A 22,566-nucleotide genomic window follows, 5' to 3' on the forward strand; every position below is an offset into this window, starting at 1 on the left:
GCGGCTACGCGTCGGCGCTCAGCCCCGACCGGAAGAAGCAGGTCAGCTTCTCGACGGCGGGGCCGACGTACGGCTCCTTGTCGTAGAGGTCGACGTGACCGGCGCCGTCGATCCAGTGGAGTTCCTTGGGGGAGCGGGCGCTCCGGAACGCCTCCACGCTCATCCAGGAGGTCACCGCCTCGCGCCCGACGACCATCAGGCTCCGGTTCCTCCTCCAGTGGTCGGCCCGCCCCGGCCGTACGGGCGAGGGGACGGCCACGCCGGACGCACGGCGCGGGACGTGACCGGGTAAGCGGCGAGGTGACGGGCAGGCCGACCGGCGCCGCCCTGTCCGCATCAGCACCACGAGACCCCCTGCCGCGGAAGAGAGCAGGGTCAGCAGTCGGGCCCGCGAGGGCTCAGACGATCATGACCCGGCGCCCGCGCGTATGACCCGCCCGGCTGTCGACGTGTGCCGCCGCGGCCTCGGCGAGCGGGTACGCCTTCTCGACCGGGATGTGCAGTCTTCCCCGCGAGATGAGACCGGCGGCCTCGGCCAGGGCGTCCGGCACGCTCCCGGCCACGCCGGAGAACCGGACGCCGAGTTCCGGCGCGCCCAGATCGGCGATCGAGATGACCTTGCCCGGGTCCCCGGTCAGCTCGACGAGTTCGCGGATCACGCCCGAACCGGCCAGGTCGAGAGCCGCGTCGACCCGGCCGAGCCGCCGTACCCGCTCCGTCCAGCCCTCCCCGTACGTCGTGGCGAGGGCGCCCAGGCCGCGCACATAGTCCTGGTTCGCGGCCCCGGCGGTGCCGATCACCGTGATGCCCCGGTCGCGGGCGATCTGCAGCACCGCCGAACCGACCCCTCCGGACGCACCGCTGACCAGCAGCGTCTCCCCGGACCGCACACCGACCTCGCGAAGCAGGCGCAGCGCGGTCTCCACGACGGAGGGGTACCCGGCGGCCTCTTCGAACGTCAGGCCCTCGGGCATCAGGGCCCAGGCCGACAACACGGCGAACTCGGCGTACGTGCTGGAGCCCTCACCGAACACCCGGTCGCCGGCCTCGACGCCCTCGACGCCCGCGCCGACCTCGTCCACCACCCCGGCGGCGTCCAGCCCTACTCCGGCGGGCAGTTGAAGCGGATGGGCCGCGAGGACCTGGCCTTCACGGACCCTCCAGTCGACGGGGTTCACCCCCGCCGCCCGCACGGCGACACGTACCTGACCGGGGCCCGCGTGGGGCTCCTCGGCATCGATGAGGCGCAGAACGTCGGGACCGCCGAACTCGGCGAAGCTCACTTTCTTCATGCGGCGGACCGTAGCACTAACGGTTAGCGTTTTGGAACAGTTGCAGTTTCCTGCCTGGTAGTGTCAGGGCATGACCGTGCCGTCCGGGCGCCGTGAGCGCAAGAAGGCCGCGACCCGCCAGAAGATCGCCGACACCGCCCTGCGGCTCTTCCTGGAACGCGGGTACGACGCGGTGGGTATCCGTGAAGTGGCCGCCGAGGCCGACGTGGCTGTCACCACGCTCTTCTCCCACTTCGCCTCGAAAGAGGCCCTGGTGTTCGAGCAGGACGAGGACTTCGAGCAGCGCCTCACCCGGGCGGTCAGCGACCGGGCGCCGCACGAGCCGCTCATCCCCGCGCTGCGCCGCGAGATCCACGCCCTGGTGCGGCACTGCACGGCGGACGGCGCCGCCCCGGTCTGGCACATGATCGACACGTCGCCCGCCCTGCGCGGGTACGAGAAGTCGATGAGGCTGCGCCACGCGGAGTCGCTGGCCGCGGCCGTCGCCGCCGATCCCGGCCTCTCACCGACCACCACTGCCTGCCGGGCGATCGCGGGCTTCGTGATCGACGCCTTCTCACTGGCCCGTGAGGCGGACGATCCCGAAGCCGCGGTGGACGAGATCTTCCGGATGATCGAGGCCGCCTGGGAGGCCGCACCGGCCCTCTCCACCGGAGACGTCGACGCCTAGACACGTGGACAGGCAGAAGCCTCGGCCGAAGGACGGTCCAGTTCGCCGAACATCGTGCCCGCGGTCCGCCCCCGCAGGCACTGAGAGTCGAATGGCTTAGGCCGCCAGGCGCCTGGCGCGGAGCGAATCGAGTTTCCGTAGCCCGGCAGACGGCGGGGCAGGGGCCCTGAGAGGGGGCGCTGACCGGCGAGGTCCTGGTCGCGCGCCCGAGGTGTGCGGCCTCTGACCGTCGAGCCGCTTACCGGTTCTGCCGGACCGTCATGTGACGGATGTGTGCGCACCCGCTCGCGGGACAGAGTGAGGCACCGAGCACGGAACCCCGTGCCCTCGTGTCCTCGTGTCCGTGTCTTCGTGTCTTTCGAAAGGTGTTTCCTCGTGGTCAGTATCAAGGGTGTGCGCAAGCGTCGGTTGGTCCTGGGGGCCCTGTCGACGGTGACGGCAGGTGTCGCGCTGGGCGCCTTCTCCCTCGTGGGATCCGCGAGCGGTGCGCAGCAGGGGCAGGGGCAGGCGAAGGAGGCGGGCCGGGAGTCCAGGCCCACGATCGTGCTGGAGCACGGCGCGTTCGCGGATGCCTCCAGCTGGAACGGAGTGGTCGAGGTCCTGCGGGCGGACGGCTATCCGGTCGTGGCGGCCGCCAACCCGCTGCGCGGTCCCGCGCAGGACGCCGCCGCCCTGCGCAGCGTCCTCGGCCACGTCAAGGGCCCCAAGGTCGTCGTCGGCCACTCCTACGGCGGCAACGTCATCAGTGAGGCCGTCACCGGCGACCCCCAGGTGAAGGCTCTCGTCTACGTCGCCGCGTTCCTGCCCGCTCCGGGGGAAAGCGCCCTGGAACTCACCGACAAGTACCCCGGTTCGACCCTTCCCGACGCCCTCGATCCGGCCCCCTACACCCTCCCTGACGGCACCACCGGCACCGATCTCTACATCCAGCAGGACAAGTTCCGCCACCAGTTCGCCGCCGACGTCCCCGCGGCGCAGGCCGCCCTCGCCGCCGCCACCCAGCGCCCCATCGCCCAGTCGGCCCTTGAGGAGAAGGCCACCAGCGCCGCCTGGAAGAACAAGCCCACCTGGGACGTCGTCACCACTCAGGACCTCAACATCCCCTTGGCCGTCCAGCGGTACATGGCCCAGCGCGCCCACGCCCACACCACCGAGATCGCCGCCTCCCACTCCGTCGCCGTCTCGCACCCCCGCCGCGTCGCCCAGGTCATCGAACAGGCCGCGCGCGCCACTCGCTGACCCGTTCCCCTCCCCGCACCGCCGGCCCGGGGTACGGCGAGCGGGGTTCCACCCGGTTCGCACGGTGCCCGGCCCACCGCCGTATCCCGGTCGCCTGCCCCAACTCCCCTCATCCACCGGCAGGAAGAGCGGCCACCCGCATGGACATGAAGCTCGAAGCCGTCGTGGTGCCCGTGTCCGACGTCGATCGCGCGAAGGCCTTCCACACGCGGAAACACGGCTTCCGGCTCGACGCCGACTTCGCCGTCCAGGACGGTTACCGGATCGTCCAGGTGACACCTCCCGGCTCCGCGTGCTCGGTCATCTTCGGTGACGGCCTCACAGACGCCGACGCGGGCACGCTCCAGGGCCTCCATCTGATCGCCGGCGACATCGTGAAGGCCCACGAGGAACTCACCCGTCTCGGCGTCGACGTCTCCGGCCCCTTCCAGGACGAGACCGGCGTCTTCCACCACGCCGGGGAGTCCCACCGGGTACCCGGCCCGCACCCGGAGCGAGCCAGTTACGGGTCCTTCGCCTCCTTCTCGGACCCCGACGGTAACGGCTGGCTCCTCCAGGAAGTCACCGAACGAGCGCCCGGCCGCTGACCAGAACCCCGCGCGTCGCCGGACATGGCGCCGCACACCTCGTTACGTCACTGCCTTGACAGGTGACGAATCCGGGTACATGCTGGTGTCATCGAACGGGCGGCAGGGCCCGCCACCGAAGGAGCGGAGGCTCACGGTGAACACTGAAGGAACCATCGACAACGCCGCGGCGGTACGTCACGCCAGGTTCGGCGCGCTGCCGGATCGGATCCGCTTCGAGGACATGACGGAAGCCGAGGTGGCCACGCCCGGCGACGGTGCGAGTAGCCGGTACAACCCGGAGGCCTCGTGGAACCACTTCTCCTGCCTGGCCCTGGATCTGGGGCTCTGACACCTCGCACCCGGCGGTCCCGGTCCCGGTCCCGCCGGGTGCGATCGTCCCCCTCCGGCCGGAGCGGGCCCTCCTTGGACGATGCGGATCGGCCCGCTGGCCGAACCGGAGGGGCGAACCCGCGACCGGCTCGGGTGCGCGGTGCGGTTGACCCGCGGTCCGGTTCCACGGGGTCGTCCTGGGTGGCCTTCCTGGGGGGCCGGCCGACGTGCCGGGGGCGACTGCGTGTGGCCGGGGATCAGGGGGTGTCGACGCGTACGGCGCTGGTCGCCAGGGTGGTGTAGCGCATCGTGAAGCGGCCTCCCAGTGCCTCGATGGCGTTGCCGACCGCGCCCAGTATCCCGGCCCGTTGATCGGGGCGGAGCTGGGTGAGGCCGCCGGTGGTGGGGAGCAGGTCCAGCCACTGCTCGCGCGTGTAGGACCGCTCCCAGTCGAATCGCCACTGTTCGGGGGTGTTGAACAGTTCGGTCGCGCGGATCTTGTCGGCGATCCCGGCGTACCCCGCTCGGTACGTCTCCAGCGGGCGGCGGGCCGCCTGCTTGCTGAACGGGGCGTCGGGCGCCAGCTTTCGGTAAGCGGCCGCGAACGGCTCGGCCACCTCGGCAGGCGGTTCGAATACGTGCCCGAAGATCGCCAGCCGCCCGTTGGGGCGCAGCACCCGGGCCGCCTTCGCGGCGCCGACAGCCGGGTCCACCCAGTGCCACGACTGGGCGGCGATCAATGTGTCGAACGCCCGCCCGGCCGGCTCCCAGGCCTCGAAGGTCGTCGTCTCGACATGCAGACCGCGGGCCTGCGCGAGGTCGGCCATCCGTGCGTCCGGCTCGATGCCGAGCACGGCGCAGCCGGCGGCCCTGAACTGGCGGGCCGCGATGCCGGTGCCGCAGCCGACGTCGAGAACGTCGGGTCCCGGGCTCCCGGCGACGATGCGCGCCACCAGTTCATCGGGGTAGGCGGGCCGGGCCTGGTCGTAGCGTTGCGCGTCCTCGCCGAACGATTCGGCCGTCTGCCGGGCCAGATGCGGTTGCGCCGGTTCGGGCTGCTCTCGCGGTAGAGTGGGCATGCGTTCACTTTAATGGGCGAATGCCCACCTGCCAACGGGTGCCAGGAGCCCGGCCTACGAGAGGATCTGTACGTGCCGACCGGGGTACACCTTCGCGACGCGCGGCAGCAGCTGTTCGACGCCGCCGAGCGCGTGCTGCTGCGGGACGGCCCCGAGGGGCTGACCAGCCGGGCTGTCACCGACGAGGCCGCCTGTGCCAAAGGTGTCCTGCACCGGCACTTCACCGACTTCGACACGTTCCTCACCGAGCTCGTGCTCGACCGGGCCGCACGGCTGGAGACCCAGGCGCACGCGCTGCGCGAAGCCGTTGGCACCGGCACCGTGGCCGACAACCTCACCGGCGCGCTGACCACCCTGTTCGGACCGGTCCCCCTGGCGATCATCCCGCTCATCACCTTCCGGGACGAGTTGCGCGCGCGGCTGCGGCAGGCCAGGCCCGGGGGCGGCATCGCGATCCTGGCCCAGGTCGCGACCGCGGTTTCCGCCTACCTGGCCGACGAGCGCGCCACGGGCCGTATCGCGGCCGACGCCGACATCGACTCACTCACCCTCTCCTTGGTCGGCGGCGGGCATCTCCTGTTCGCGGACCGTGACCCGGACCCACCGGCCACGGCAACCGTCCACAAGCTGGTGGCCACGGTGCTCGCCGACGTCGTGCAACGTCGGCCACGCTGACCCCGACGTGCGGTCCGCAACGATCCGCCCGAGAAGAAGCTTCGGCGCCGGCTGTCGCCGGGCGCGGGCAGGCGGCTGAGCCAGCCGATCGCCTCGGGGGAGGGCTCGAAGTGGCGCCGGTCGTTCTCCGTCTCTTCGTCGGACGGTCCGCTCGCGCTCGGCCTCCGGACCGATCAACGGTCAGCAAGGCAGCGAGGGCTTGTCCGCCTCACCGTCGCCGCATGTCGTGGCCACGCCGTCCGAAGCCAGGGAGCGGATGCGCGGTATCGGCGAGGACAGGAGCCAGAGCAGCGACAGCGTTCCCCCGGCGGCACCGATGAGCAGGGTCGTCCGCAGGCCCACGGCGGTGGCGAGCAGGCCGCCGATGACGGCACCGACAGGACGTATGCCGTAGTTGACGGTGGTGAACGCGCCTGCCACGCGGCTGCGCATGCCGTCGGGGATCACGCTGGTCTGAAGGGAGTTGAGGTTGACGTCGAAGAGCATGACACCGACTCCGGAGAGGAATTGCGCAGCGGCCAGTGCCCCGGCGCGGGCCCAGAGCGGACCTCCCGCGCCGGCTGCGATCGCGATCGGCGCCGGGAACAGCACGGCTCCTATGGCGACGCTGCGCCCCACACCGATACGCCGCGACAGCCTCGGGGCGATGACGGCACCGAGAAGGGCGCCGGTCGAACCGACCCCCAGAGTCAGCCCGATGACTCCGGCGGACAGCCCCAGGACGCGGTTGGCGAACAGGACCGTCAGCCCGTCGCCTGCGACGAAGGTGAAGAAGTTGACCGTCGTCGCGCAGCAGAGCCCGGCACGCAGGACCGGGTGGCGCCCGACGAATGCCATTCCCTCCCGGGCCCGTCGTAGCAGTGAGGGAACCGCTGCCGGCTCGGTGCCGCCGGGCGATTCGCCGAGCGGGATCCGCCCTATCAGAAACGCGGACGCCACGTACGACAGGGCGTCGACGACGACAGCGACGGGCGCCGTCAACGCCTGGACGAGGCCGCCGCCGACCGCCGGGCCGGCGACGTGCGACACCGACCGGCTGGCACTGAGCCTGCTGTTCGCCTCGACGTAGGACGAGCGGGGCACGAGCTGAACGAAGAAGGGCGGATAGGCGGTGTTGAACAGCACCGCCGCCGTGCCGGTCAACACCGCCACCGCGTACAACTGACCGAGGCTCACCGCGTCGAGCAGGTACGCCACGGGCAGGCTGAGCAACACCGCTGCGCGTGTCAGGTCAGCGAACACCATCAGGCGGCGTTTGTGGTCCCGCCGCTCGACCCAGGCCCCCAGAATGATCGCGAGCAGATTCGGGGTCCAGATGAGCGCGGTCAGCCACGCCACCTGGTTGGCCGAGGCGCTCAGCGCTGTCACGGCGATCAACGGCATCGCCAGTTCCGTGATCCGGTCGCCGAACTCCGAGATCGACTGTCCCGCCCAGAAGCGGCGGAAGCGCCGGTCACGCCACAGGGATATCGGGCCGCCCGCCCCCGGGGTGCTCACCGGTCCCCGCCGGCCTGTTCCTCGTCCTGCTCGGGCAGGACGTAACGAAGTAGTCGGACGCCGCGGCTTCCGGCCGGACGTTCGGCAGCGGCGCGGGTCACGTAGGGCGCGATCACCCGCTCGATCTCGTCCTGGATCGCCGCGAGTTCCTCCGCCGAGACGATCACCCGGGTGTGGGCCAGACCGGCAGCTTTCTGCCACACCGGGTCCAGGCCGGGTTCGACTTCGGCCGCCCACCTGCCCGGCAGCTCTCCGTAGCGCGCGAACATCTCCCGGGTCAGCGCCCGCGCGGCCGACCTGCCCTCCTCGTCCTCCGGTGCCTCGAAGCGGAAACCACGCGCTGCCGCCTCCCACCGCCGTTGCCGACGGTCCGTCCCGGCCTCGGCGTCCCGGACGAGGCCGAAACCCGCCAGGTGCCGTAGATGCCAACTGGTCACCGAGGGGGTCGCGCCCACATCGGGCGCGAGTTCCGTGGCCGTCGCCGGCCCGTGCCGCTGGAGGCGGTCGAGGATCGCCAGTCTCACCGGATGTGCCAACGCCCGCATCGCCCGCGGATCGGTGATCTCGATATCGCCCAGCCGGTTCCCGTCCATGATGTGAGAGTGTCCTCTCACATAATATGAGAGTCAACTCTCACGTGGGGCGGTTCGCGTCCCTCCAGGCCAAACGGGCCGCACCGGTCCTCCAGTCCGGCCCGGGTGTGCCCGGCGGGTGCCGCCGTGCCTGCCGGCGGCGCCAGTTGTCGTTGTTCAGGATGGTCAGTACGCGCAGCGCCTCCAGGTAGATCCACACCGGCGTCGAGGTGAGACCGAACGCCGCCGGCCACGACTCCTCGCGCGGGGCGCCGTAGGCGATCCCGCCCTCGACCGGCTGGAATTCCACGGCGAGCAAGCAGGCGCCGAGCAGGATGCCGGCGACACCGAGGGCGAGGCCGAGGGGGCCGCTGTCGAAGCCGAGGCCGTGGCCCGCGCCGAAGGCGGAGAAGAGCGGTCGGCCGCCATCAGGAGGAGGAAGCCGGTCGCAGCCCCGAGCGCGAACCCGGAGAACCTCCGGGTGACGCGAATCCAGCGCGAGCGGTAGGCGATCAGCCCACCCGCCGAGACCGCGAAGGTGCCCAGTACCGCCTGGACGACCACGCCCGGCCAGAGCAAGGACGAGGTGGCGCGCTGTAGATGACGCCGAGAAAGACGCCTTCCGGCGCGGCGTACCCGAGGATCAGGGCGGGGGGAGGGCCTGCTCCGGAACGCCCGGACGAGCGACCGGACGAACGCGAGCGGAGCCGCGCCGACGGCGATGCCGTACGACCGCCCGATCTTCGCCTCGTCGCCCGGCAGCAGGCACCAGGACAGTACGGCTGCCGGCGCCACGGTGCCCGGTGTCGTGGCGGTGAGGAAGAGCCCCCTTCGGTGAGCGGCCCGTAGGCTGTGGCGGACGTGGAGGGCGCCCGTCCTTTGGAGCGGGCGCGGCCCGTCCCGGAGAGCGGCTTCAGAGACGGTCGGCGTCGACGACGGCCTGGGCGAAGGCGGTGGGCGCCTCCTGCGGCAAGTTGTGGCCGATACCCTTCAGCGTCCGGTGCTCGTAGGCGCCGGTGAACCGGTCGCGGTACGAGCTGCCGTCGCCGGCCGGCGTGAAGGGATCGCGTTCGGCGTCGAGGGTCACGGTGGGCACCGTGACGAACGGACGCGGGGCCAGCTGCTTCTCGAAACGGTCGTAACGCCGCTCACCGTCGGCGAGGCCCAGGCGCCAGCGGTAGTTGTGCACGACGATGGCCGGGTAGTCGGGGTTCTCGAACGCCAGCGCCGTGCGTTGGAAGGTGGCGTCGTCGAAGCCCCAGGTCGGAGAGACGGTGTCCCAGACCAGCCGGCACAGTTGGGGCCGGTACTCGTCGCTGTGCATGGCCTTGCTGCCGCGCTCGGTGGCGAAGTAGTACTGGTACCACCACGTGTACTCGGCCGCCGGGGCAAGCGGTGACTTCTGGGCCTCGATGTCGGTGACCAGATAGCCGCTCACCGACACCAGGGCCTTGACCCGCTCGGGCCACAGTGCGGCCACGATGTCGGCGGTGCGCGAGCCCCAGTCGAAGCCGGCCAGTACGGCCTTCTCGATCTTGAGCGCGTCCATCAGGGCGATGATGTCGAGCGCGATCGCCGACTGCTGCGCGTTGCGGAACGTCCGCGAGGAGAGGAAGCGCGTCGTGCCGTGCCCGCGCAAGTACGGGACGATGACGCGATAGCCCTGCTCGGCCAGGAGCGGGGCCACGTCGACGAAGCTGTGGATGTCGTAGGGCCAGCCGTGCAGGCAGATGACCACGGGGCCGTGGGCGGGGCCCGCCTCCGCGTAGCCGACGTCCAGCAGGCCGGCCCTGACCTGTTTCAGCCTGCTGAAGGACGTGTGGGTGCCGGAGGCCACGGCGGGTACGGTCGGGACTTGACCGCCACCCTCCTTCCGCGAGGTGGCGGAGGCCGGAACCGCCTGCAGGCCCGCCAGCGGTACCGCCGCCGCGCCCGTGCCCAGGCCGACGGCCTTGCTGAAGGTACGCCTGTTGATCATGTGAAACCTTTCGTTTCGCCAGTGAACTGGCACTGTGCGGATGCGGATGCAGGTGTGGCGGGGCGGGCCGCCGGTTCCCTCCGGGCTGCCGGGGAGTCGTCGCTCCCGCGCGGGCCGCGACCGGTCCCCGACTGGCGGTCCCCGCGCTCGTGTTCAGCCGGACGGCGACTCAGGGGCCGCGAGCAGATCCGTGGTGACGGCGTCCCAGTCCACTCCGTCCATCTCCTCCCCGGCGGGCACCAGTTCGTAGGTGTGCGCGAGCCAGTTCGCCAGAGGCGGGACGGGCAGTTCGAACAGCGCCGTCGTGTCGTGGGCCTTGAGTCGCAGCCAAGCCGTCGCCCGCTCGTCGTCCGCTCGCGTCGCCGGCCACATCTGAACGTCACCGAGGCCGCTCGCCGAGAACAGGCCCTGGCGGAGCAGATCGCGGCCGACCAGCCAGGTGACGCGTGGGGCGCCGTCGACCAGGAAGGCCACGGTCACCGCCAGGGGCGCCCCGGCGTCGAACCGGAGCTCGGCCCGGACGGCCTGCCGGGCGCACGAGTCCCGTGTCCGGTGGATGTCCAGTGACAGCCGGGCAAGCTCCCGCGGCGCCGCTCGTCCGGCCCGGACACCGGGTCGGTTACCGCTCATGAACGAGTTCTCCCTCCGTGCGGCCGGGCTGACGTCACACACTCTTGTCCGGCGGGTGGCCAGGTGCATCAGTCAGTTGACGGTGAGACGGCCCCCTACACGTTCGACGTGCGCGGCGACCATCTCGCGCGGTGCCTTCGAGCGCGGGGCGGGGCGGTGCCCGGTCGCGCTCCGGCCGCCGGAACGCCCGCTGCCCGGCGTCGCTCCCGGGGCGGCCGGGCGGCCGGGAACATTAAGTCATTCGACTGTTTTCGGCGGGCCGGGTCCGGAACACCCTTGAGTGATCGCCCGCCTGCTGGTGCCGGGTACTCGTCCACGCTCGGAGGGCTCAGCCGTGAACCGCACTCCCGTCGTCTTCATCCATGGCGCGTGGCTGCACGCGTTGTCGTGGGAGCCGTGGGCCGAACGTTTCACCAGCCGGGGTTTCAGCACGTTCGCCCCCAAGTGGCCGGGAGAGGCACCGACGGTGCGCGAGACGCGCCGGTCGCCGGGGGCGCTCGGGGAGATCGGCCTGGACGCGCTCACGGACCACTACGGGAGGATCGTGCGGTCCTTCGACAGCTCGCCCGTACTCGTCGGGCACGCGGCCGGCGGACTCGTCGCGCAGCACCTCATCGGCGCGAACCTGGGCCGGGCGGCGGTGGCGATCGCGCCGGCCCCGGTCAACGACGTCCCGTTGACGGCCTCGTCCGCCCGCCTGTGGACTCCGGACCGGGAGAACTCGGGGGACCCGGCGAGCGGGTACGGGCTCGTGTCCCTGCCGAGCGAGCGGTTCCGGCACGTCTTCGCCAACACGGTCGGACCGGAGGAGTCCGACGGGCTCTTCGAGCGCTACGTGGTGCCCGCGCCGCGTCGCCTGCTCACCGACCTCGTCCTCGGGAACGCCGTCCACCGCCCCGGCGCCTTCGCCGATGTCGGCAACGCGGCACGCGGGCCGCTGCTCCTGGTGTCCGGGCAGGAGGACCGGATGGTGCCCGACCCCGTGACCCGCGCCGTGTACAGGCTGTACGGCGACTCCACGGCCGTGAGCGAGCTGAAGCAGTTCGCGGACCGGGGCCACTCCATGGTCGTCGACAGCGGCTGGCGCGCGGTCGCCGACCACGTCCTCGGCTGGCTGGACACCCATGGCGTCCACGCCCTCGCGAAGGAACGCTGAACGGCGCCGCGCCCGGCCCGCGCGCCGGGACGCGGGCCGCCGCAGGCGGGTGCCCGGACACACCTGAGCCCGCATCAGGTGCGGTCGCGGGCACCGGTGTCACACCATGGGGCTGACGGGCCGCTGATCGCCCACCAGGGCGCGGCCGTACATCTCCCGGGCGAGGCCGGGGTTCAGGGTGGGGTGCCGGGCCGCCGTCTCCAGATCGCGCCAGTACCGTTGGACGACTTTCGCCCGCGAGAAGCCGCTCGCCCCGTTCACCGTGAGGAGCAGTCGCACCGCCTGGAGCAGAGACGTGCAGGCGTGCCCCACGTCCATCCGTACCCGGGCCCGGTCCAGGAGGGCCGGGGAGTCCGGCGAGGCCGCGGCCGCGTCGACCGACGCGGCGGAGCGCGCGAGGTGGAGGGAGGCGGAGTCGATCAGGGTGGCCGCGTCGGCGAGAGCCGCCTGGACGCTGGGGGAGTCGGCCAGCCGCCGGTGGAGGGACATGGCCATCGGCTTGCCGCCCTCGACGGATTCCAGCGTCAGACGGAGGACGGCGCGGGCGGCCCCGAGCAACGGTGCCGCGCTCGTCAGCGTCAGGGAGCCCGGCGGGACCCGGTACAGCGGTTCGTCGGCCCCCTCCTCGCGCGCCACCACCTCGGAGAAGGGCCGGGTCCTGTGGAGCGGGACGAGGACGCCGTCGGCGACGACGGTGTCGCTGCCGGTGCCGCGCATACCGGCCATGTCCCAGGTCGCCTCGACGGCCAGACGGCTCATCGGGAGGAGCGCGACTCCCGGTTCGGCCTCGCGCCCTCCGGAACGGGCCAGGGGCACACCGAACACTCCCCACTCGGCCTGCCGGCAGCCGGACGCCCACGACCACCGGCCGGAGACCAGGAGCCCGCCCTCGACCGGCTCCGCGGTGGCCCCCGCGCTGCCGAACACCCCGCACATCGGGACGTCCGGACTGTCGCCCCAGAGGTCGAGTCGCGCCTGCTCGCCGAAGGAGGCGGCGATCTGCTGGGCCCCGTAGGAGAGCATGACGACCCAGGCGCTGGACGGACAGGCCCGGCCGATCTCGGCCAGGACGTCGACGCAGGCGCTGAGCGGGAGTTCGTGTCCGCCCAGGCGCCCGGGCGTGCCCAGACGGAACATGCCGGCGTCCCGCAACGCCCGCGTGGCGCCGGGGGTGAGCCGGCTGTCGCGCTCCGCGTCGTCGGCCTCACTGAGCAGTACGGGGGAGAGGGCGCGGGCCGCCTCGACGAGCGTCGAGGCCGAGTCCAGAGGCGGGGTGTCTTTCCGGGAATCGTCCAACCGGTTCATCAGCGCTCCAGTCGCATCATTCGGACCCTACGGTCCGCTTGTCGTCTTCGGGTAGACGGAACCAGCAGAGCAAAAGGTTCAACGGCTCGAAACGGGCCCGGCCGACCCGATCGGCTTTCGAGTAGCAGGGCAGTTCGTTCCGGGACGGTGCGGTGGCGGGGGGAGGCGCGTGGGCACAATGGGTGGGTGAAACCCGTGGAGACGAGCCCGAGCCCCGCCGAGTCCGGCGCACCCCTGCGACGCGCCGACGCCCGCCGCAACCACGAGCGCGTCTTCGCCGCGGCGCTCGCCGTCTTCCAGGAAGCCGGCCTCCAGGGCACCGTTCCACAGATCGCCGAACGGGCGGAAGTGGGCAAGGCGACCGTCTACCGCAGCTATCCCACCAAGGAGGACCTCGTGGCGGCCGCCGTGGAGCACCGGCTGGCCCGGCTCCAGCGGATCACCGCCCCCGCGCTCGCACAGGCGGACCCCTACCGGGCGTTCAGCGACTACGTACTCCGGCTCTTCGAGAGTCTCGCCGACGACCGGCTGCTGTCGGAGGCCCTCGCCGACGCGGGCTTCAGAGGCCCCTCCGGCCTGCTGACCCAGCTGTCGGACCTCATGGACGCGGCCAAGTCCACCGGCAGGGTCCGCGCCGACGCCACGATCCGCGACCTGCGCGTGGTGCTGTGCGGCTCGGCGGTCCAGCTGGTCCGCATCGCCGAGCGGGACCCCGCGCTGTGGCGCCGCTACGGCGAACTGACGCTCCAGGCCCTGCGCCCGTGAGCCGTCCGGCCATCACCTGACCGTGTGACCGCGCTCGTCCCGCGCCCGGTTGACGGCACGGAGGGCGAACAGGCCACCTTTCTTGTTGGACGTGTGAGCATGATCCTTGACACAGCCGCCATCACCAACCTGATCGCCCAGTACGCCGAGCTGGTGGACGCCGGGGACTTCGCCGGGGTCGGCGAACTGTTCGCCGACGCCGTGTTTCTCGGCAGCGGTGCGCCGGTCCGGGGCAGGGACGCGGGCGTGGAGAAGATGCTCCGGGACAGCGTGATCCTCTACGAGGACGGCACGCCGCGCACCCATCACGCCACGAGCAACATCGCCGTGGACGTCGACGCGACCGCGGGAACCGCCGTCGCGCGCTCCTACGTCACGGTCTTCCAGGCCCTGCCCGACTTCCCGCTGCAACCCGTGGCCGCGGGGCGCTACCACGACCGTTTCGAGCGCCGGGAGGGCCGGTGGCGCTTCACGGAGCGTCAGGTCCGCATCCACCTGACGGGCGACGTCAGCCACCACCTGCGGGCGCGGACGATCGGCGCCACAGAATGACGTGCGGCGGCTCGGCGCTGAGCGGAAGAGGGGCATGAGCGGGGCGGCTGTCACGCCCCGGTTCGGTATGCCTCCAGGCGGTCGGCCAGTTCTGCGGGGTGACCGAGCATCGGGCAGTGGTCACCGGGCAGTTCGTCGGGTGTCATGCCCAGGCGCTCCCGCACGATCCTGCGCATGTACGCGGCGGGAAAGAAACGGTCGTCCCGGGACATGAGGAACCTTGTCGGCACATCCGGCCAGGCGGCCAGCGGCCATGGCTTCAGGAACGGGGTGGCCGACTGCGTACGGGTGTGCTTCTCGGCCTCGGCGGCCAGTGCGGGCGGGGTGTCGTGGTAAAACAGGGCGGTGTCGTCGTCGGCGTCCCTGCCGTCGTGTTCGTCCTGTTCCCGCCTTGCCTGCTCGTAGCCGGTGTTGGTCCACCACTGGCCGGGGCTCTCGCCCGGCGCCGGGATCTGCGCCTGGAGCATCACCAGCAGGTCCACCGGCACACGGTCGCACACCAGTGGGGCGGTGAACCCGCCGAAGGAATGGGCCACCAGGATCAGGCCGGCCCGATCACCTACGGAGTCGACCACGGTGTCGGCGTACTCGGCGAGCCCGGCCGAGTCGTCGTCGCACGGCAGGTCCACCGCCACCACGTCATGGCCCCGCCCGCGCAGCTCGGCCTCCAGCGGATGCCAGTACCACGGGCCGGACGCGGCACCGGGAATCAACACGTACGTAGCCATCGGCAGCGACCCTCCTCGGGGGCAGACACGGTACCTCGCGACCCCGGCCGTGAGCCGCACCGGACACCCCTCAGTGGTGCGGTTCTCCGAGGAAGCCGGCCAGCGCGTTCCGGGTCGGCGCCGGGTCCTCGAAGCCGGCCGCGTGACCGCCCGGGACCCGGACGAGTCGCGCGTCGGCGATGCCGTCGGCGAGTTCCACGGAGTGCTCCGGGCCACCAACCGGTCCTCCGTGGCCGCCACGACCAGTGACATGTGCCGGGTGTCCCGCCCCGGCGCATTCTCTCCAACTCCGTGGGCACGCACCCCTGGAACCTCTACGACGGATACGACGTGCGGCGACGCTACGACGCCGTCGTGCTGTCCGAGGAGGTCGGGCTGCGCAAGCCCGATCCACGGATCTTCCGCCTCATGTTCGAGGCGCTGGACCTCCCCGCCCAGGAGTGCGTGTTCGTCGACGACACCGAGCCGTACCTGGCGCCCGCGGCGGAACTGGGAAGCGCCGTCCACCACGCGCGGGAGCCCGCGGAGACCGTCGCCGTGCTGGAGGGGATGCTCGGCGTACCCCTGTCCGCGGCGGATGCCTGAACACCGCTCGCCGGCTGGGCGCATGTCCGGGTGGCCCGTCCGGCCGGCGCGGAGAAACCTATAGTCGTGCGGGACAGCGACAGAATCGGTCGGCGGAGCCGCCGGATGTGCGGCACATATGTCGGCCTGACGCAGGGAGTAGGCATATGCGCATTGGGCTCGCCCTTCCCACGTTCGGCCCCGACGCGGGGCCCGAAGCCGTCATCGGCGTCAGCCGCGCCGCGGAGGAGATGGGATACGACTCCCTGTGGAGCGGGGACCGCGTGCTGGCCCCGGCCACGCCGAGCGTGCCCTACCCGAGCAATGACGGCGTGATGCCGCGCGTCTACGAGAATCACCTGGACCCCCTGGTGGCGCTGACGTTCGCCGCGGCGCACACCACCCGAGTCCGGCTGGGCACGAGCACGCTGAACGGCCTGTGGCAGCCGCCCCTCATGCTGGCACGGTCGCTGACCACCCTCGACCTCCTCAGTGGTGGACGCCTCGACGTCGGACTCGGGCTCGGCTGGATGCCCGAGGAGTACACCGCCGTCGGCGTGCCGTGGGCAGGCCGGGGTGCGCGGCTGGACGAGACGCTCGACATTCTGCGGGGCTACTGGACCAGCGAGGTCTACGCCCACGAGGGCCCGTTGTTCACCATCCCCGAGACCAAGGTCGGGCTGAAGCCGCACCAGCGACCCGGGCCACCCGTCCTGCTGGCGGCCTTCACGCCCCGGGGCCTACGCCGTATCGGACGGCGTCTGGACGGCTGGCTCCCGGTGGCCATGCCACTGCCGTATCTCCTGGACATGTGGGCCACCGTCGTACGGGAGGCCGAGGAGGCGGAGCGCGACCCCGTCACCCTCCGGATGGCCCTGCGCGTGAACCTCGAACTGACCGACACGAAGGCCGCCCCCGACGAAATCCCCCGGCGGGGAACACTCCAGCAGTACATCGACTACGCGCGGGCCGCAGCCGAGGCAGGTGTCCACGAACTCTTCGTGGACTTCGGGCAGACGACCACCACCCCACCCGAGAAGAGCGCCGAGCCGGCCGGACGCTTCCTCGCCGGTGTCCGCGCGGGCTGACGGCCGACGCCGGCCCGCCCGGGTACGCGCCCGGAACGCCCGGGTACGCGCCCGGAACGCCTGCACCCACCAAACTCACGACCACGGCCTTCGCGCTGAGCATCTGCCTCGGTTGGCGGAGGAAAGGATCGACCGAAGCCCGCTTCCATGCCCGGTGAACTGCGAAAACCCGCACCAAGGTCGAGCCGCGTTGGACAAGCTCCTGCCGCGTTGGACGGGAGGCCACGAACGACAGGCTCTGGCATAACGGCGTATCAGGGAGGACGGTGCCTGGGGCGGACCCCAGAGGCACCGTCCCCCGTTTGGAACGGTGCCCGGACGCGGCGTGCGGCGCGGTCAGGGGTGGCGCAGCAGGTCGGCGGCGCGCTCCGCGATCGCGTAGACCGTGGCGTTGGTGTTGTTGGAGGGAATCGAGGGGATGACGGAGGCGTCGGCGACGCGCAGGCCCTCGAGTCCGCGCACGCGCAGAGCGGAGTCGACGACGGACATCTCGTCCTCTCCCAGGGCGCAGGTGCCGACGGGGTGGCAGTAGGAGCCGAAGTACCTCCGGGCGTAGTCGCCGATCGACCGCTCGTCCACGGCGTCGGGCCCCGGACTGACCTCCTCGACGCCCCAGTCGGCGAGCGCCGGGGAGCAGGCGATCCTGCGGGCTGTCGTGATACCCGCGAACACCGCCCGTACGTCCTGTTCCTCGGCGAAGTAGCGGGGGTCGATCAGGGGCGGGGCGTCCGGATCGGCCGAGGTGATCCGGAGCGTGCCGCGACTGGCGGGCCGTAGCGGCGAGATGCCGATGGTGAAGCCGTTCGTCACCGGGGCGACCGGGTTGGGGAAGGGGATGTCGACGAAGATGATCTGGAGATCCGGCCCGTTCACCTCGGGGGTGCTGCGCAGCAGGCCCAGGATCTCGCCGTGGTTGTTGTGTGGCGCGGGCACCTGCCGCCGCGTGCGGTGGACGAGGGTGGCGAGTGGGTGGTCGTGGAGGTTGCGCCCCACACCGGGGAGCGGGTGGACGACCTCCACTCGGGCTCGCCGGAGGTCCTCCTCGGGGCCGACGCCGGAGCGCAGCAACAACTGCGCCGAGCCGATGGTCCCCGCCGTCAGGACCACCTCCCCGGCCGCCGCGGTGTGCGTCCGGCCGTCGGCTCCGTACTCGACGCCGGTGCAGCGCTCGCCGTCGAAGAGCAGCCGGTGGGCGACCGCGTCCGTGACGACGCGCAGGTTGGGCCGGTTCAGGGCGGGGGCGAGGTAGGCGTCCGCCGCGCTCTGCCGGCGTCCGGCGACGATGTTCAGGTCGACCGGGGCGAAGCCCTCCTCCAGTCCGCCGCTGATGTCGCGGGCCCTGGGGTGCCCGGCCTCGACCGCGCCGTCCAGGCACGCGAGCAGGATCTCGTTGGGCGCGGTGGCCGGGCCGACGGTCAGCGGCCCGTCAGTGCCCCGGCCGGGGGCGCCGCTGACTGCGGTCTCGCTGCGCCGGAAGTACGGCAACAGGTCGTCGAAGGACCAGCCCTTGGCGCCGTGGTCACCCCAACTGTCGTAGCTGGAGCGGTGGCCGCGGGCGAACACCATGGCGTTGATGGCCGAGGAACCACCGAGACCCCGGCCGCGGGGCAGGGGGACGGGAGAACCGGAGGCGCGCTGGACCACCGTACTGTCGCCCCACCCCGCGGTCGTCGCCGCGAGCGAGGGCCAGGCCGTGGGCTCCCCGACGGAATCCGGCAGACCGGACATCGAGGTCCCGGCCTCCAGGAGCAGCACGCGGACGTCCGTGTCCTGCGTCAGCCGTGCCGCGAGCACGCAACCGGCGGTGCCACCCCCGACAAGGATCACGTCATAGGCGGAGTTCTGAGGGTTCATGACTTTCCGTCCCTGTCCTGGATCGTTGCTGAGCGGAGGAACGTATCACCGGTGAACATCGGTGATACGGGTAAATCGGCAGGTGTGCCGCCGGCCGCGGCCCTCGTCAGACGACGTCGATCGTGACGACGCCGGTCGCGCCGCCCGGGCCCGCCGACAGGCTCGCGCACACACCGTCGGGTCCGGTGTAGGTGGCGGTGCGCGCGTGGTCCCCGGTCAGGGCGAGCCGGACGGGCAGCGCGGCGGCCCGGAGCGACGCGGCGCCGTCCTCGCGGCCATCCCGCGCGGGTATCTCCGCCGCCACGCAGACGGCGTTCACGAGCACGCCGTCCGGGCGGCCGAGGTCGGCGTAATGCAGGGTCAGCGCCTCGACGGCGTTCCTGGGGACGACGTCCCGGGTCGTCGCGGGTGGCTGGAAGGCGCTGAAGACGTTGACGACGCGTCCGCCGGCCGAACGGCGCAGGAGCGGGAACATCGCGTTGGTCACTGTCATGAGGTGGAGGCCGTCGAGGAAATTGGTCTCGAACACGGCCTGGAAGCCGTCCGGTGAGTCCGCCCCGGTCCTGCCGGGGAAGGCGGTGAGCCCGGTCATGGTGACCAGGACGTCCAGGTGTCCGGCGGACTGCTCGATCAGCTCGGCGGCGCGGGACACCGTCGCGTCGTCGTGGAGGTCCAGCGGTACGTGGCGTACGTCGAGACCGCAGGCGCCCGGCTCGCCCGCGACGGCCCGGCCGGCCTCCTCGCCGCGGGCTCCCGCGTACACCCGCATACCCGCTCGTGCCAGCTGCCGGGCGACGGCACGTCCGAGACCGGTGTCGGCCACGGTGACAAGCGCGACACGGGTGTGTGTTGTGTCGCCAGGAAAGCGAAAGGGCATGGTCAACGTTCCGATGAGGAAAGGAGATTGGGGCGGGGAGGCGATTCGGCTGAGGGACTGATCACACTAGCAGGACCGTGAACGGTCCTCAGTGCACACGTGTTGACACTTGTGTCGATGCGAAGAGGAGGGGCACAGGGCTCAAGCCGCGAGAGGGGTGCGGTACCGGGTCGGCCCAGAGGTGCGGGTGTCCGCACGCCCGGCGAGTCCGCCGTTCGCCGTTCGCCGTCCGCCGTTCGCCGTTCGCCGTCCGCCGTCCGCCGTCCGCCGTCCGCCGTCCGCCGTTCGCCGTTCGCCTTCGCCAGGATGCGGCCGGCCCGTCACCTCACCGTACGGAGGGCGCGAAGGTGACGGTGTCCGTCACCTGACTGGGCTCCGGTAACGAGGCGTCGACAGGCTCCCGAAGCCGTGGTCCCGCCGACCGGTCACCGCGGATCTGACGGCCGGGACTGACCGTCAACTGACTGATGCGCCGGGTTCGGCGGCTGGGCAGAGTGAGTGGTGTCAGCCTGGCCCGGGAGAACGTCCCCGCCCGTCATGAGTGGCGCTCCGCCGGTCCGGCACAGCGTGATCGTCTCCTTGCTCACGTGCACCGTCATCACCGATTGCCGGGTCTGGCCACTCCGAACGATCGTCACCTGCTTGACCGGTGACGCGGCACGTGTCAGTCTCTTCTCGTCGCCCACGGGCGGCGGAGCGATTCGGTGAGAACGGCGCGTCGTCACCCGTCGCCGCCACGGCGAAATGCCCGGGGAACCCCGGGCCGCCCGGCAGACGGCGGGAGTTGCAACAGAGCACACACCCGCGTCGGGCAGGTCGAGCCGGCCCGCCTGTCGCGGTGCCCAGTCATGTGTCTGAAGCGGACACACACTTCTCGGAAGAGGAAAGTCATGAAACGACTCCTGACCGTTCTCGCGGCCGGTGTGCCGCTGGCGGCGGCGGTCTACCTGCCGACCGCCTCGGCGGCCACCGGGAGCTCCGCCTCCCCGGCCCCCACCTGTTCCGCCGTCTCCGTGAAGGCCCCGGCCGGCGCCACGGTGGAGTCCGTCACAGCGGTCCACCAGGCGGGAGGGACCGTGGACGGGACCGGAGCCGTGGGCGGCCAGGTCCTCGATGTCCCGGCCTACTGCGAGGTGACGGTCACCCTCACCCACCCGGGCGCCGACGACCACGCCAAGGTGCGCACCTGGCTGCCCGAGGCGCACTGGAACGGCCGCTTCCAGGCGTTCGGCGGCGCCGCCTTCGCCGCCGGGGACAACAACCCCGGACTGGCCAACGCCGTCAAGCAGGGGTACGCCGCCGCGACCACCGACGCCGGCGTCGGTGACGCCATCGACAGCGACTGGGCGCTGAACAGCAAGGGCAAGGTCAACACCGAACTGCTGAAGAACTTCGCCGAACGCTCCCAGCACGAGACGGCCATCGTCGGCAAGGCGGTGGTCGACGCGGTCTACGGCAAGGCCGCCGCCTACTCCTACTTCAACGGCTGCTCGACCGGCGGACGCCAGGGCTACATGGAGGCCCAGCGCCACCCCGACGACTACGACGGCATCCTCGCCAACGCGCCCGCCGTCAACTGGGACGAGTTCGAGGTCGCGACGCTGTGGCCGCAGGTCGTGATGAACCAGGAGAAGACCCGCCCCACCGGCTGCGAGCTCGACCTCTTCACCGAGGCCGCGATCAAGGCCTGTGACTCGCTCGACGGCGCCAAGGACGGCCTGGTCTCCGACGCCTCGCGCTGCGACTACGACCCCCGCAGGCTGATCGGCACGAAGGTCGTGTGCGAGGGCAAGGAGGAGACCGTCACGGCAGCCGACGCCGCCGTGGTGCGCAAGATCTGGGACGGCCCGCGCGACACCCGTGGCAAGAAGCTGTGGTACGGCGTGCCGATCGGCGCCAACCTCTCGCAGGGGCTCGCCGGTCCCAAACCGTTCAGCGTCCCGGAGGCCTGGACGGCGAAGTGGGTGGAGAAGCAGCCCGGCCTCGATACCGGAATCCTGACGTACGGCCAGTTCGCCGAGGCGTTCAAGAAGTCCCAGGCCGAGTACGACAAGATCATCGGCACTGACGACCCGGACCTGTCCGCCTTCCGCAAGTCCGGCGGCAAGCTCCTCACGTACCACGGCCAGTCCGACCAGTTCATCCCCACCCAGGGCACCGTGGACTACCGCGAGCACGTCGAGCACAAGATGGGCGGATCGCAGCGGGTCGACGACTTCTACCGTCTCTACCTCGCCCCGGGCACCAGCCACTGCGGGCTCAAGGAGCAGACCGGTGACCTGAAGGCGCTGACGAAGTGGGTCGAGCAGGGCAAGGCGCCCGACACCATCACCGCCGACCTCACCAACGACTCCGGCCGGACGCTCACCCGCGACCTGTGCCGCTACCCCCTGGTGTCCCGCTACAGCGGTCACGGTGACCCCACGGCCGCCGGCAGCTTCCGCTGCGTCGTCGCCCACCGGCACTGAGCAGTCTCCTCACCCTTCCCACCTCCCTGAAAGGCCGGCTGATGACCGCGCACACGCTGACGACCGGGGCGCCCACGGCGAACGGCGAACGCTCCTCCCTGCTGAGGCTGTACCTGAGCCGCGGCGTCCTGGCCGTGGTCTGGGCCGCGGTCTTCGCCGGAGCCCATGACCGCCTCGACGGCCCGGCGATCACCCTGCTGGTCGTCTATCCGCTGATCGACGCGGTGTCCTCACTGATCGACCACCGGGCCCTCCCGGACGGTTCCGAGCGCCGGGTCACGGCGTTCAACGCGGCGCTGAGCACTCTCGCCGCCCTCGCCGTCGGCATCGCGGGCTTCGGCTCCTTCGCCACGGTGCTCAGCGTGTTCGGAGCCTGGGCCGTCCTGTCCGGAGCGGCCCAGGTGCTGGTCGGCCTGCGGCGGCGCGGCCCCGAACTGGGCAAGCAGTGGCCGATGCTGATCGCGGGCGGACTGTCCTTCGTCGTCGGCGTCTTCTACAACATCCAGGCAGCGGGCGACGCCCCGTCCCTCGACGTCCTGTCCGTCTACGCCACGGGCGGCGGCGTGTTCTTCGTCGCCCAGGCCGCCCTGCTCGCCTGGAAGGCCCGTCAGCTGCGGACCCGTACGGCCTGACCGGCTCCCGGAAACGTCTCGGCCCGCGCCCTCCGGGGCGCGGGCC

The 22,566-nt window shown here is 71.6% G+C and carries 25 protein-coding genes and 1 pseudogene; 12 read left to right on the plus strand and 14 right to left on the minus strand.

From position 1 onward, the window contains the following. Nucleotides 1-4: 4 nt before the first annotated feature. Both AB0J21_RS30620 and AB0J21_RS30625 read right to left on the minus strand, forming a co-directional pair. On the minus strand, nt 5-196 hold the full coding sequence (locus tag AB0J21_RS30620; RefSeq protein WP_363149414.1) for an alpha/beta hydrolase: 192 nt from the start codon (nt 194-196) through the stop codon (nt 5-7). Between the two features lie 202 nt (nt 197-398). Beyond that, complete coding sequence (locus AB0J21_RS30625) at nt 399-1,292, minus strand: NADP-dependent oxidoreductase (protein WP_363149415.1); 894 nt, start codon at nt 1,290-1,292, stop codon at nt 399-401. Between the two features lie 70 nt (nt 1,293-1,362). Here AB0J21_RS30625 and AB0J21_RS30630 point away from each other — a divergent pair, with 70 nt between their 5' ends. The 4 genes from AB0J21_RS30630 (at nt 1,363) to AB0J21_RS30645 (ending at nt 4,119) form a co-directional block, all read left to right on the plus strand. Next, complete coding sequence (locus AB0J21_RS30630; protein ID WP_363149416.1) at nt 1,363-1,962, plus strand: helix-turn-helix domain-containing protein; 600 nt, start codon at nt 1,363-1,365, stop codon at nt 1,960-1,962. Nucleotides 1,963-2,337: 375 nt separating this feature from the next. Next, nucleotides 2,338-3,201 carry an alpha/beta hydrolase gene (locus AB0J21_RS30635; protein WP_363149417.1) on the plus strand — a complete coding sequence of 288 codons (864 nt, stop codon included), beginning with the start codon at nt 2,338-2,340 and terminating at the stop codon, nt 3,199-3,201. A 140-nt stretch (nt 3,202-3,341) separates the two neighbouring features. Continuing rightward, nucleotides 3,342-3,788: a VOC family protein gene (locus AB0J21_RS30640; RefSeq protein WP_363149418.1), complete on the plus strand. Its 447-nt coding sequence runs from the start codon at nt 3,342-3,344 to the stop codon at nt 3,786-3,788. A 136-nt stretch (nt 3,789-3,924) separates the two neighbouring features. Further along, the gene (locus AB0J21_RS30645) at nt 3,925-4,119 is read left to right on the plus strand and encodes a hypothetical protein (RefSeq protein ID WP_363149419.1); all 195 of its coding nucleotides are present in this window, start codon (nt 3,925-3,927) and stop codon (nt 4,117-4,119) included. Between the two features lie 238 nt (nt 4,120-4,357). Here the strand turns inward: AB0J21_RS30645 and AB0J21_RS30650 are convergent, their stop codons facing one another. Continuing rightward, the gene (locus AB0J21_RS30650; protein ID WP_363149420.1) at nt 4,358-5,179 is read right to left on the minus strand and encodes a class I SAM-dependent methyltransferase; all 822 of its coding nucleotides are present in this window, start codon (nt 5,177-5,179) and stop codon (nt 4,358-4,360) included. A 72-nt stretch (nt 5,180-5,251) separates the two neighbouring features. Here AB0J21_RS30650 and AB0J21_RS30655 point away from each other — a divergent pair, with 72 nt between their 5' ends. Then, the gene (locus AB0J21_RS30655; RefSeq protein ID WP_363149421.1) at nt 5,252-5,854 is read left to right on the plus strand and encodes a TetR/AcrR family transcriptional regulator; all 603 of its coding nucleotides are present in this window, start codon (nt 5,252-5,254) and stop codon (nt 5,852-5,854) included. A gap of 180 nt (nt 5,855-6,034) precedes the next feature. Here AB0J21_RS30655 and AB0J21_RS30660 read toward each other — a convergent pair whose 3' ends face one another. The 6 genes and pseudogenes from AB0J21_RS30660 to AB0J21_RS30685 form a co-directional block, all read right to left on the minus strand. Further along, on the minus strand, nt 6,035-7,351 hold the full coding sequence (locus tag AB0J21_RS30660; protein ID WP_363149422.1) for an MFS transporter: 1,317 nt from the start codon (nt 7,349-7,351) through the stop codon (nt 6,035-6,037). Further along, nucleotides 7,348-7,944 carry a helix-turn-helix domain-containing protein gene (locus AB0J21_RS30665; RefSeq protein ID WP_363149423.1) on the minus strand — a complete coding sequence of 199 codons (597 nt, stop codon included), beginning with the start codon at nt 7,942-7,944 and terminating at the stop codon, nt 7,348-7,350. Before AB0J21_RS30665 ends, AB0J21_RS30660 begins: the two co-directional genes overlap by 4 nt. A gap of 40 nt (nt 7,945-7,984) precedes the next feature. Further along, complete coding sequence (locus AB0J21_RS30670) at nt 7,985-8,497, minus strand: Bax inhibitor-1/YccA family protein (RefSeq protein ID WP_363149442.1); 513 nt, start codon at nt 8,495-8,497, stop codon at nt 7,985-7,987. After that, nucleotides 8,407-8,718, minus strand: a pseudogene (locus AB0J21_RS30675) (Bax inhibitor-1/YccA family protein); the annotation flags it as partial. The pseudogene AB0J21_RS30675 and the gene AB0J21_RS30670, both read right to left, overlap by 91 nt. Nucleotides 8,719-8,836: 118 nt before the next feature. Continuing rightward, nucleotides 8,837-9,901 (minus strand): alpha/beta hydrolase, encoded by a 1,065-nt coding sequence (locus AB0J21_RS30680; RefSeq protein ID WP_363149424.1) that lies wholly within the window; start codon nt 9,899-9,901, stop codon nt 8,837-8,839. Nucleotides 9,902-10,054: 153 nt separating this feature from the next. Then, nucleotides 10,055-10,531 (minus strand): SsgA family sporulation/cell division regulator, encoded by a 477-nt coding sequence (locus tag AB0J21_RS30685; RefSeq protein ID WP_363149425.1) that lies wholly within the window; start codon nt 10,529-10,531, stop codon nt 10,055-10,057. A 334-nt stretch (nt 10,532-10,865) separates the two neighbouring features. Here AB0J21_RS30685 and AB0J21_RS30690 point away from each other — a divergent pair, with 334 nt between their 5' ends. Further along, entirely contained in the window at nt 10,866-11,687 is an 822-nt protein-coding gene (locus tag AB0J21_RS30690) for an alpha/beta hydrolase (protein ID WP_363149426.1), read from the plus strand. Between the two features lie 99 nt (nt 11,688-11,786). Here the strand turns inward: AB0J21_RS30690 and AB0J21_RS30695 are convergent, their stop codons facing one another. Beyond that, the gene (locus tag AB0J21_RS30695) at nt 11,787-12,992 is read right to left on the minus strand and encodes an acyl-CoA dehydrogenase family protein (RefSeq protein WP_363149427.1); all 1,206 of its coding nucleotides are present in this window, start codon (nt 12,990-12,992) and stop codon (nt 11,787-11,789) included. Nucleotides 12,993-13,178: 186 nt separating this feature from the next. Here AB0J21_RS30695 and AB0J21_RS30700 point away from each other — a divergent pair, with 186 nt between their 5' ends. Further along, nucleotides 13,179-13,757, plus strand: a complete 579-nt coding sequence (locus tag AB0J21_RS30700) for a helix-turn-helix domain-containing protein (RefSeq protein ID WP_363149428.1) — start codon at nt 13,179-13,181, stop codon at nt 13,755-13,757. A gap of 99 nt (nt 13,758-13,856) precedes the next feature. Beyond that, entirely contained in the window at nt 13,857-14,309 is a 453-nt protein-coding gene (locus AB0J21_RS30705) for a nuclear transport factor 2 family protein (protein WP_363149429.1), read from the plus strand. 50 nt (nt 14,310-14,359) lie between these two features. On the opposite strand, the gene AB0J21_RS30710 is transcribed toward AB0J21_RS30705, so the two are convergent. Both AB0J21_RS30710 and AB0J21_RS30715 read right to left on the minus strand, forming a co-directional pair. Next, entirely contained in the window at nt 14,360-15,037 is a 678-nt protein-coding gene (locus AB0J21_RS30710; protein WP_363149430.1) for an alpha/beta hydrolase, read from the minus strand. Between the two features lie 70 nt (nt 15,038-15,107). Continuing rightward, the gene (locus tag AB0J21_RS30715; protein WP_363149431.1) at nt 15,108-15,236 is read right to left on the minus strand and encodes a hypothetical protein; all 129 of its coding nucleotides are present in this window, start codon (nt 15,234-15,236) and stop codon (nt 15,108-15,110) included. Between the two features lie 92 nt (nt 15,237-15,328). On the opposite strand from AB0J21_RS30715, the gene AB0J21_RS30720 reads away from it, so the two are divergent. Beyond that, nucleotides 15,329-15,622, plus strand: a complete 294-nt coding sequence (locus AB0J21_RS30720; RefSeq protein WP_363149432.1) for an HAD-IA family hydrolase — start codon at nt 15,329-15,331, stop codon at nt 15,620-15,622. 146 nt (nt 15,623-15,768) lie between these two features. Beyond that, nucleotides 15,769-16,689 (plus strand): TIGR03619 family F420-dependent LLM class oxidoreductase, encoded by a 921-nt coding sequence (locus AB0J21_RS30725; protein ID WP_363149433.1) that lies wholly within the window; start codon nt 15,769-15,771, stop codon nt 16,687-16,689. Nucleotides 16,690-17,025: 336 nt separating this feature from the next. On the opposite strand, the gene AB0J21_RS30730 is transcribed toward AB0J21_RS30725, so the two are convergent. Next, nucleotides 17,026-18,543 (minus strand): GMC family oxidoreductase N-terminal domain-containing protein, encoded by a 1,518-nt coding sequence (locus tag AB0J21_RS30730; protein ID WP_363149434.1) that lies wholly within the window; start codon nt 18,541-18,543, stop codon nt 17,026-17,028. A gap of 106 nt (nt 18,544-18,649) precedes the next feature. Further along, the gene (locus AB0J21_RS30735) at nt 18,650-19,420 is read right to left on the minus strand and encodes an SDR family NAD(P)-dependent oxidoreductase (RefSeq protein ID WP_363149435.1); all 771 of its coding nucleotides are present in this window, start codon (nt 19,418-19,420) and stop codon (nt 18,650-18,652) included. Between the two features lie 890 nt (nt 19,421-20,310). Between AB0J21_RS30735 and AB0J21_RS30740 the strand changes: the two genes are divergently transcribed. Together AB0J21_RS30740 and AB0J21_RS30745 are read left to right on the plus strand one after the other, a co-directional pair. Beyond that, nucleotides 20,311-21,888 (plus strand): tannase/feruloyl esterase family alpha/beta hydrolase, encoded by a 1,578-nt coding sequence (locus AB0J21_RS30740; RefSeq protein WP_363149436.1) that lies wholly within the window; start codon nt 20,311-20,313, stop codon nt 21,886-21,888. A 41-nt stretch (nt 21,889-21,929) separates the two neighbouring features. Further along, nucleotides 21,930-22,520, plus strand: a complete 591-nt coding sequence (locus tag AB0J21_RS30745) for a DUF308 domain-containing protein (RefSeq protein WP_363149437.1) — start codon at nt 21,930-21,932, stop codon at nt 22,518-22,520. Nucleotides 22,521-22,566: the final 46 nt, after the last annotated feature.

The sequence above is a fragment of the Streptomyces sp. NPDC049954 genome (assembly GCF_040656295.1).
Lineage (GTDB): Bacteria > Actinomycetota > Actinomycetes > Streptomycetales > Streptomycetaceae > Streptomyces.

Bases quoted from the DNA above. Each gene is read 5' to 3' on its own strand.
- AB0J21_RS30695 (WP_363149427.1), bottom strand. From the start codon at position 12,992: ATGAACCGGTTGGACGATTCCCGGAAAGACACCCCGCCTCTGGACTCG.
- AB0J21_RS30725 (WP_363149433.1), top strand. From the start codon at position 15,769: ATGCGCATTGGGCTCGCCCTTCCCACGTTCGGCCCCGACGCGGGGCCC.
- AB0J21_RS30740 (WP_363149436.1), top strand. From the start codon at position 20,311: ATGAAACGACTCCTGACCGTTCTCGCGGCCGGTGTGCCGCTGGCGGCG.
- AB0J21_RS30710 (WP_363149430.1), bottom strand. From the start codon at position 15,037: ATGGCTACGTACGTGTTGATTCCCGGTGCCGCGTCCGGCCCGTGGTAC.
- AB0J21_RS30630 (WP_363149416.1), top strand. From the start codon at position 1,363: ATGACCGTGCCGTCCGGGCGCCGTGAGCGCAAGAAGGCCGCGACCCGC.
- AB0J21_RS30685 (WP_363149425.1), bottom strand. From the start codon at position 10,531: ATGAGCGGTAACCGACCCGGTGTCCGGGCCGGACGAGCGGCGCCGCGG.
- AB0J21_RS30680 (WP_363149424.1), bottom strand. From the start codon at position 9,901: ATGATCAACAGGCGTACCTTCAGCAAGGCCGTCGGCCTGGGCACGGGC.
- AB0J21_RS30640 (WP_363149418.1), top strand. From the start codon at position 3,342: ATGGACATGAAGCTCGAAGCCGTCGTGGTGCCCGTGTCCGACGTCGAT.
- AB0J21_RS30665 (WP_363149423.1), bottom strand. From the start codon at position 7,944: ATGGACGGGAACCGGCTGGGCGATATCGAGATCACCGATCCGCGGGCG.
- AB0J21_RS30705 (WP_363149429.1), top strand. From the start codon at position 13,857: ATGATCCTTGACACAGCCGCCATCACCAACCTGATCGCCCAGTACGCC.
- AB0J21_RS30620 (WP_363149414.1), bottom strand. From the start codon at position 196: ATGGTCGTCGGGCGCGAGGCGGTGACCTCCTGGATGAGCGTGGAGGCG.
- AB0J21_RS30650 (WP_363149420.1), bottom strand. From the start codon at position 5,179: ATGCCCACTCTACCGCGAGAGCAGCCCGAACCGGCGCAACCGCATCTG.
- AB0J21_RS30625 (WP_363149415.1), bottom strand. From the start codon at position 1,292: ATGAAGAAAGTGAGCTTCGCCGAGTTCGGCGGTCCCGACGTTCTGCGC.
- AB0J21_RS30730 (WP_363149434.1), bottom strand. From the start codon at position 18,543: ATGAACCCTCAGAACTCCGCCTATGACGTGATCCTTGTCGGGGGTGGC.
- AB0J21_RS30745 (WP_363149437.1), top strand. From the start codon at position 21,930: ATGACCGCGCACACGCTGACGACCGGGGCGCCCACGGCGAACGGCGAA.
- AB0J21_RS30735 (WP_363149435.1), bottom strand. From the start codon at position 19,420: ATGCCCTTTCGCTTTCCTGGCGACACAACACACACCCGTGTCGCGCTT.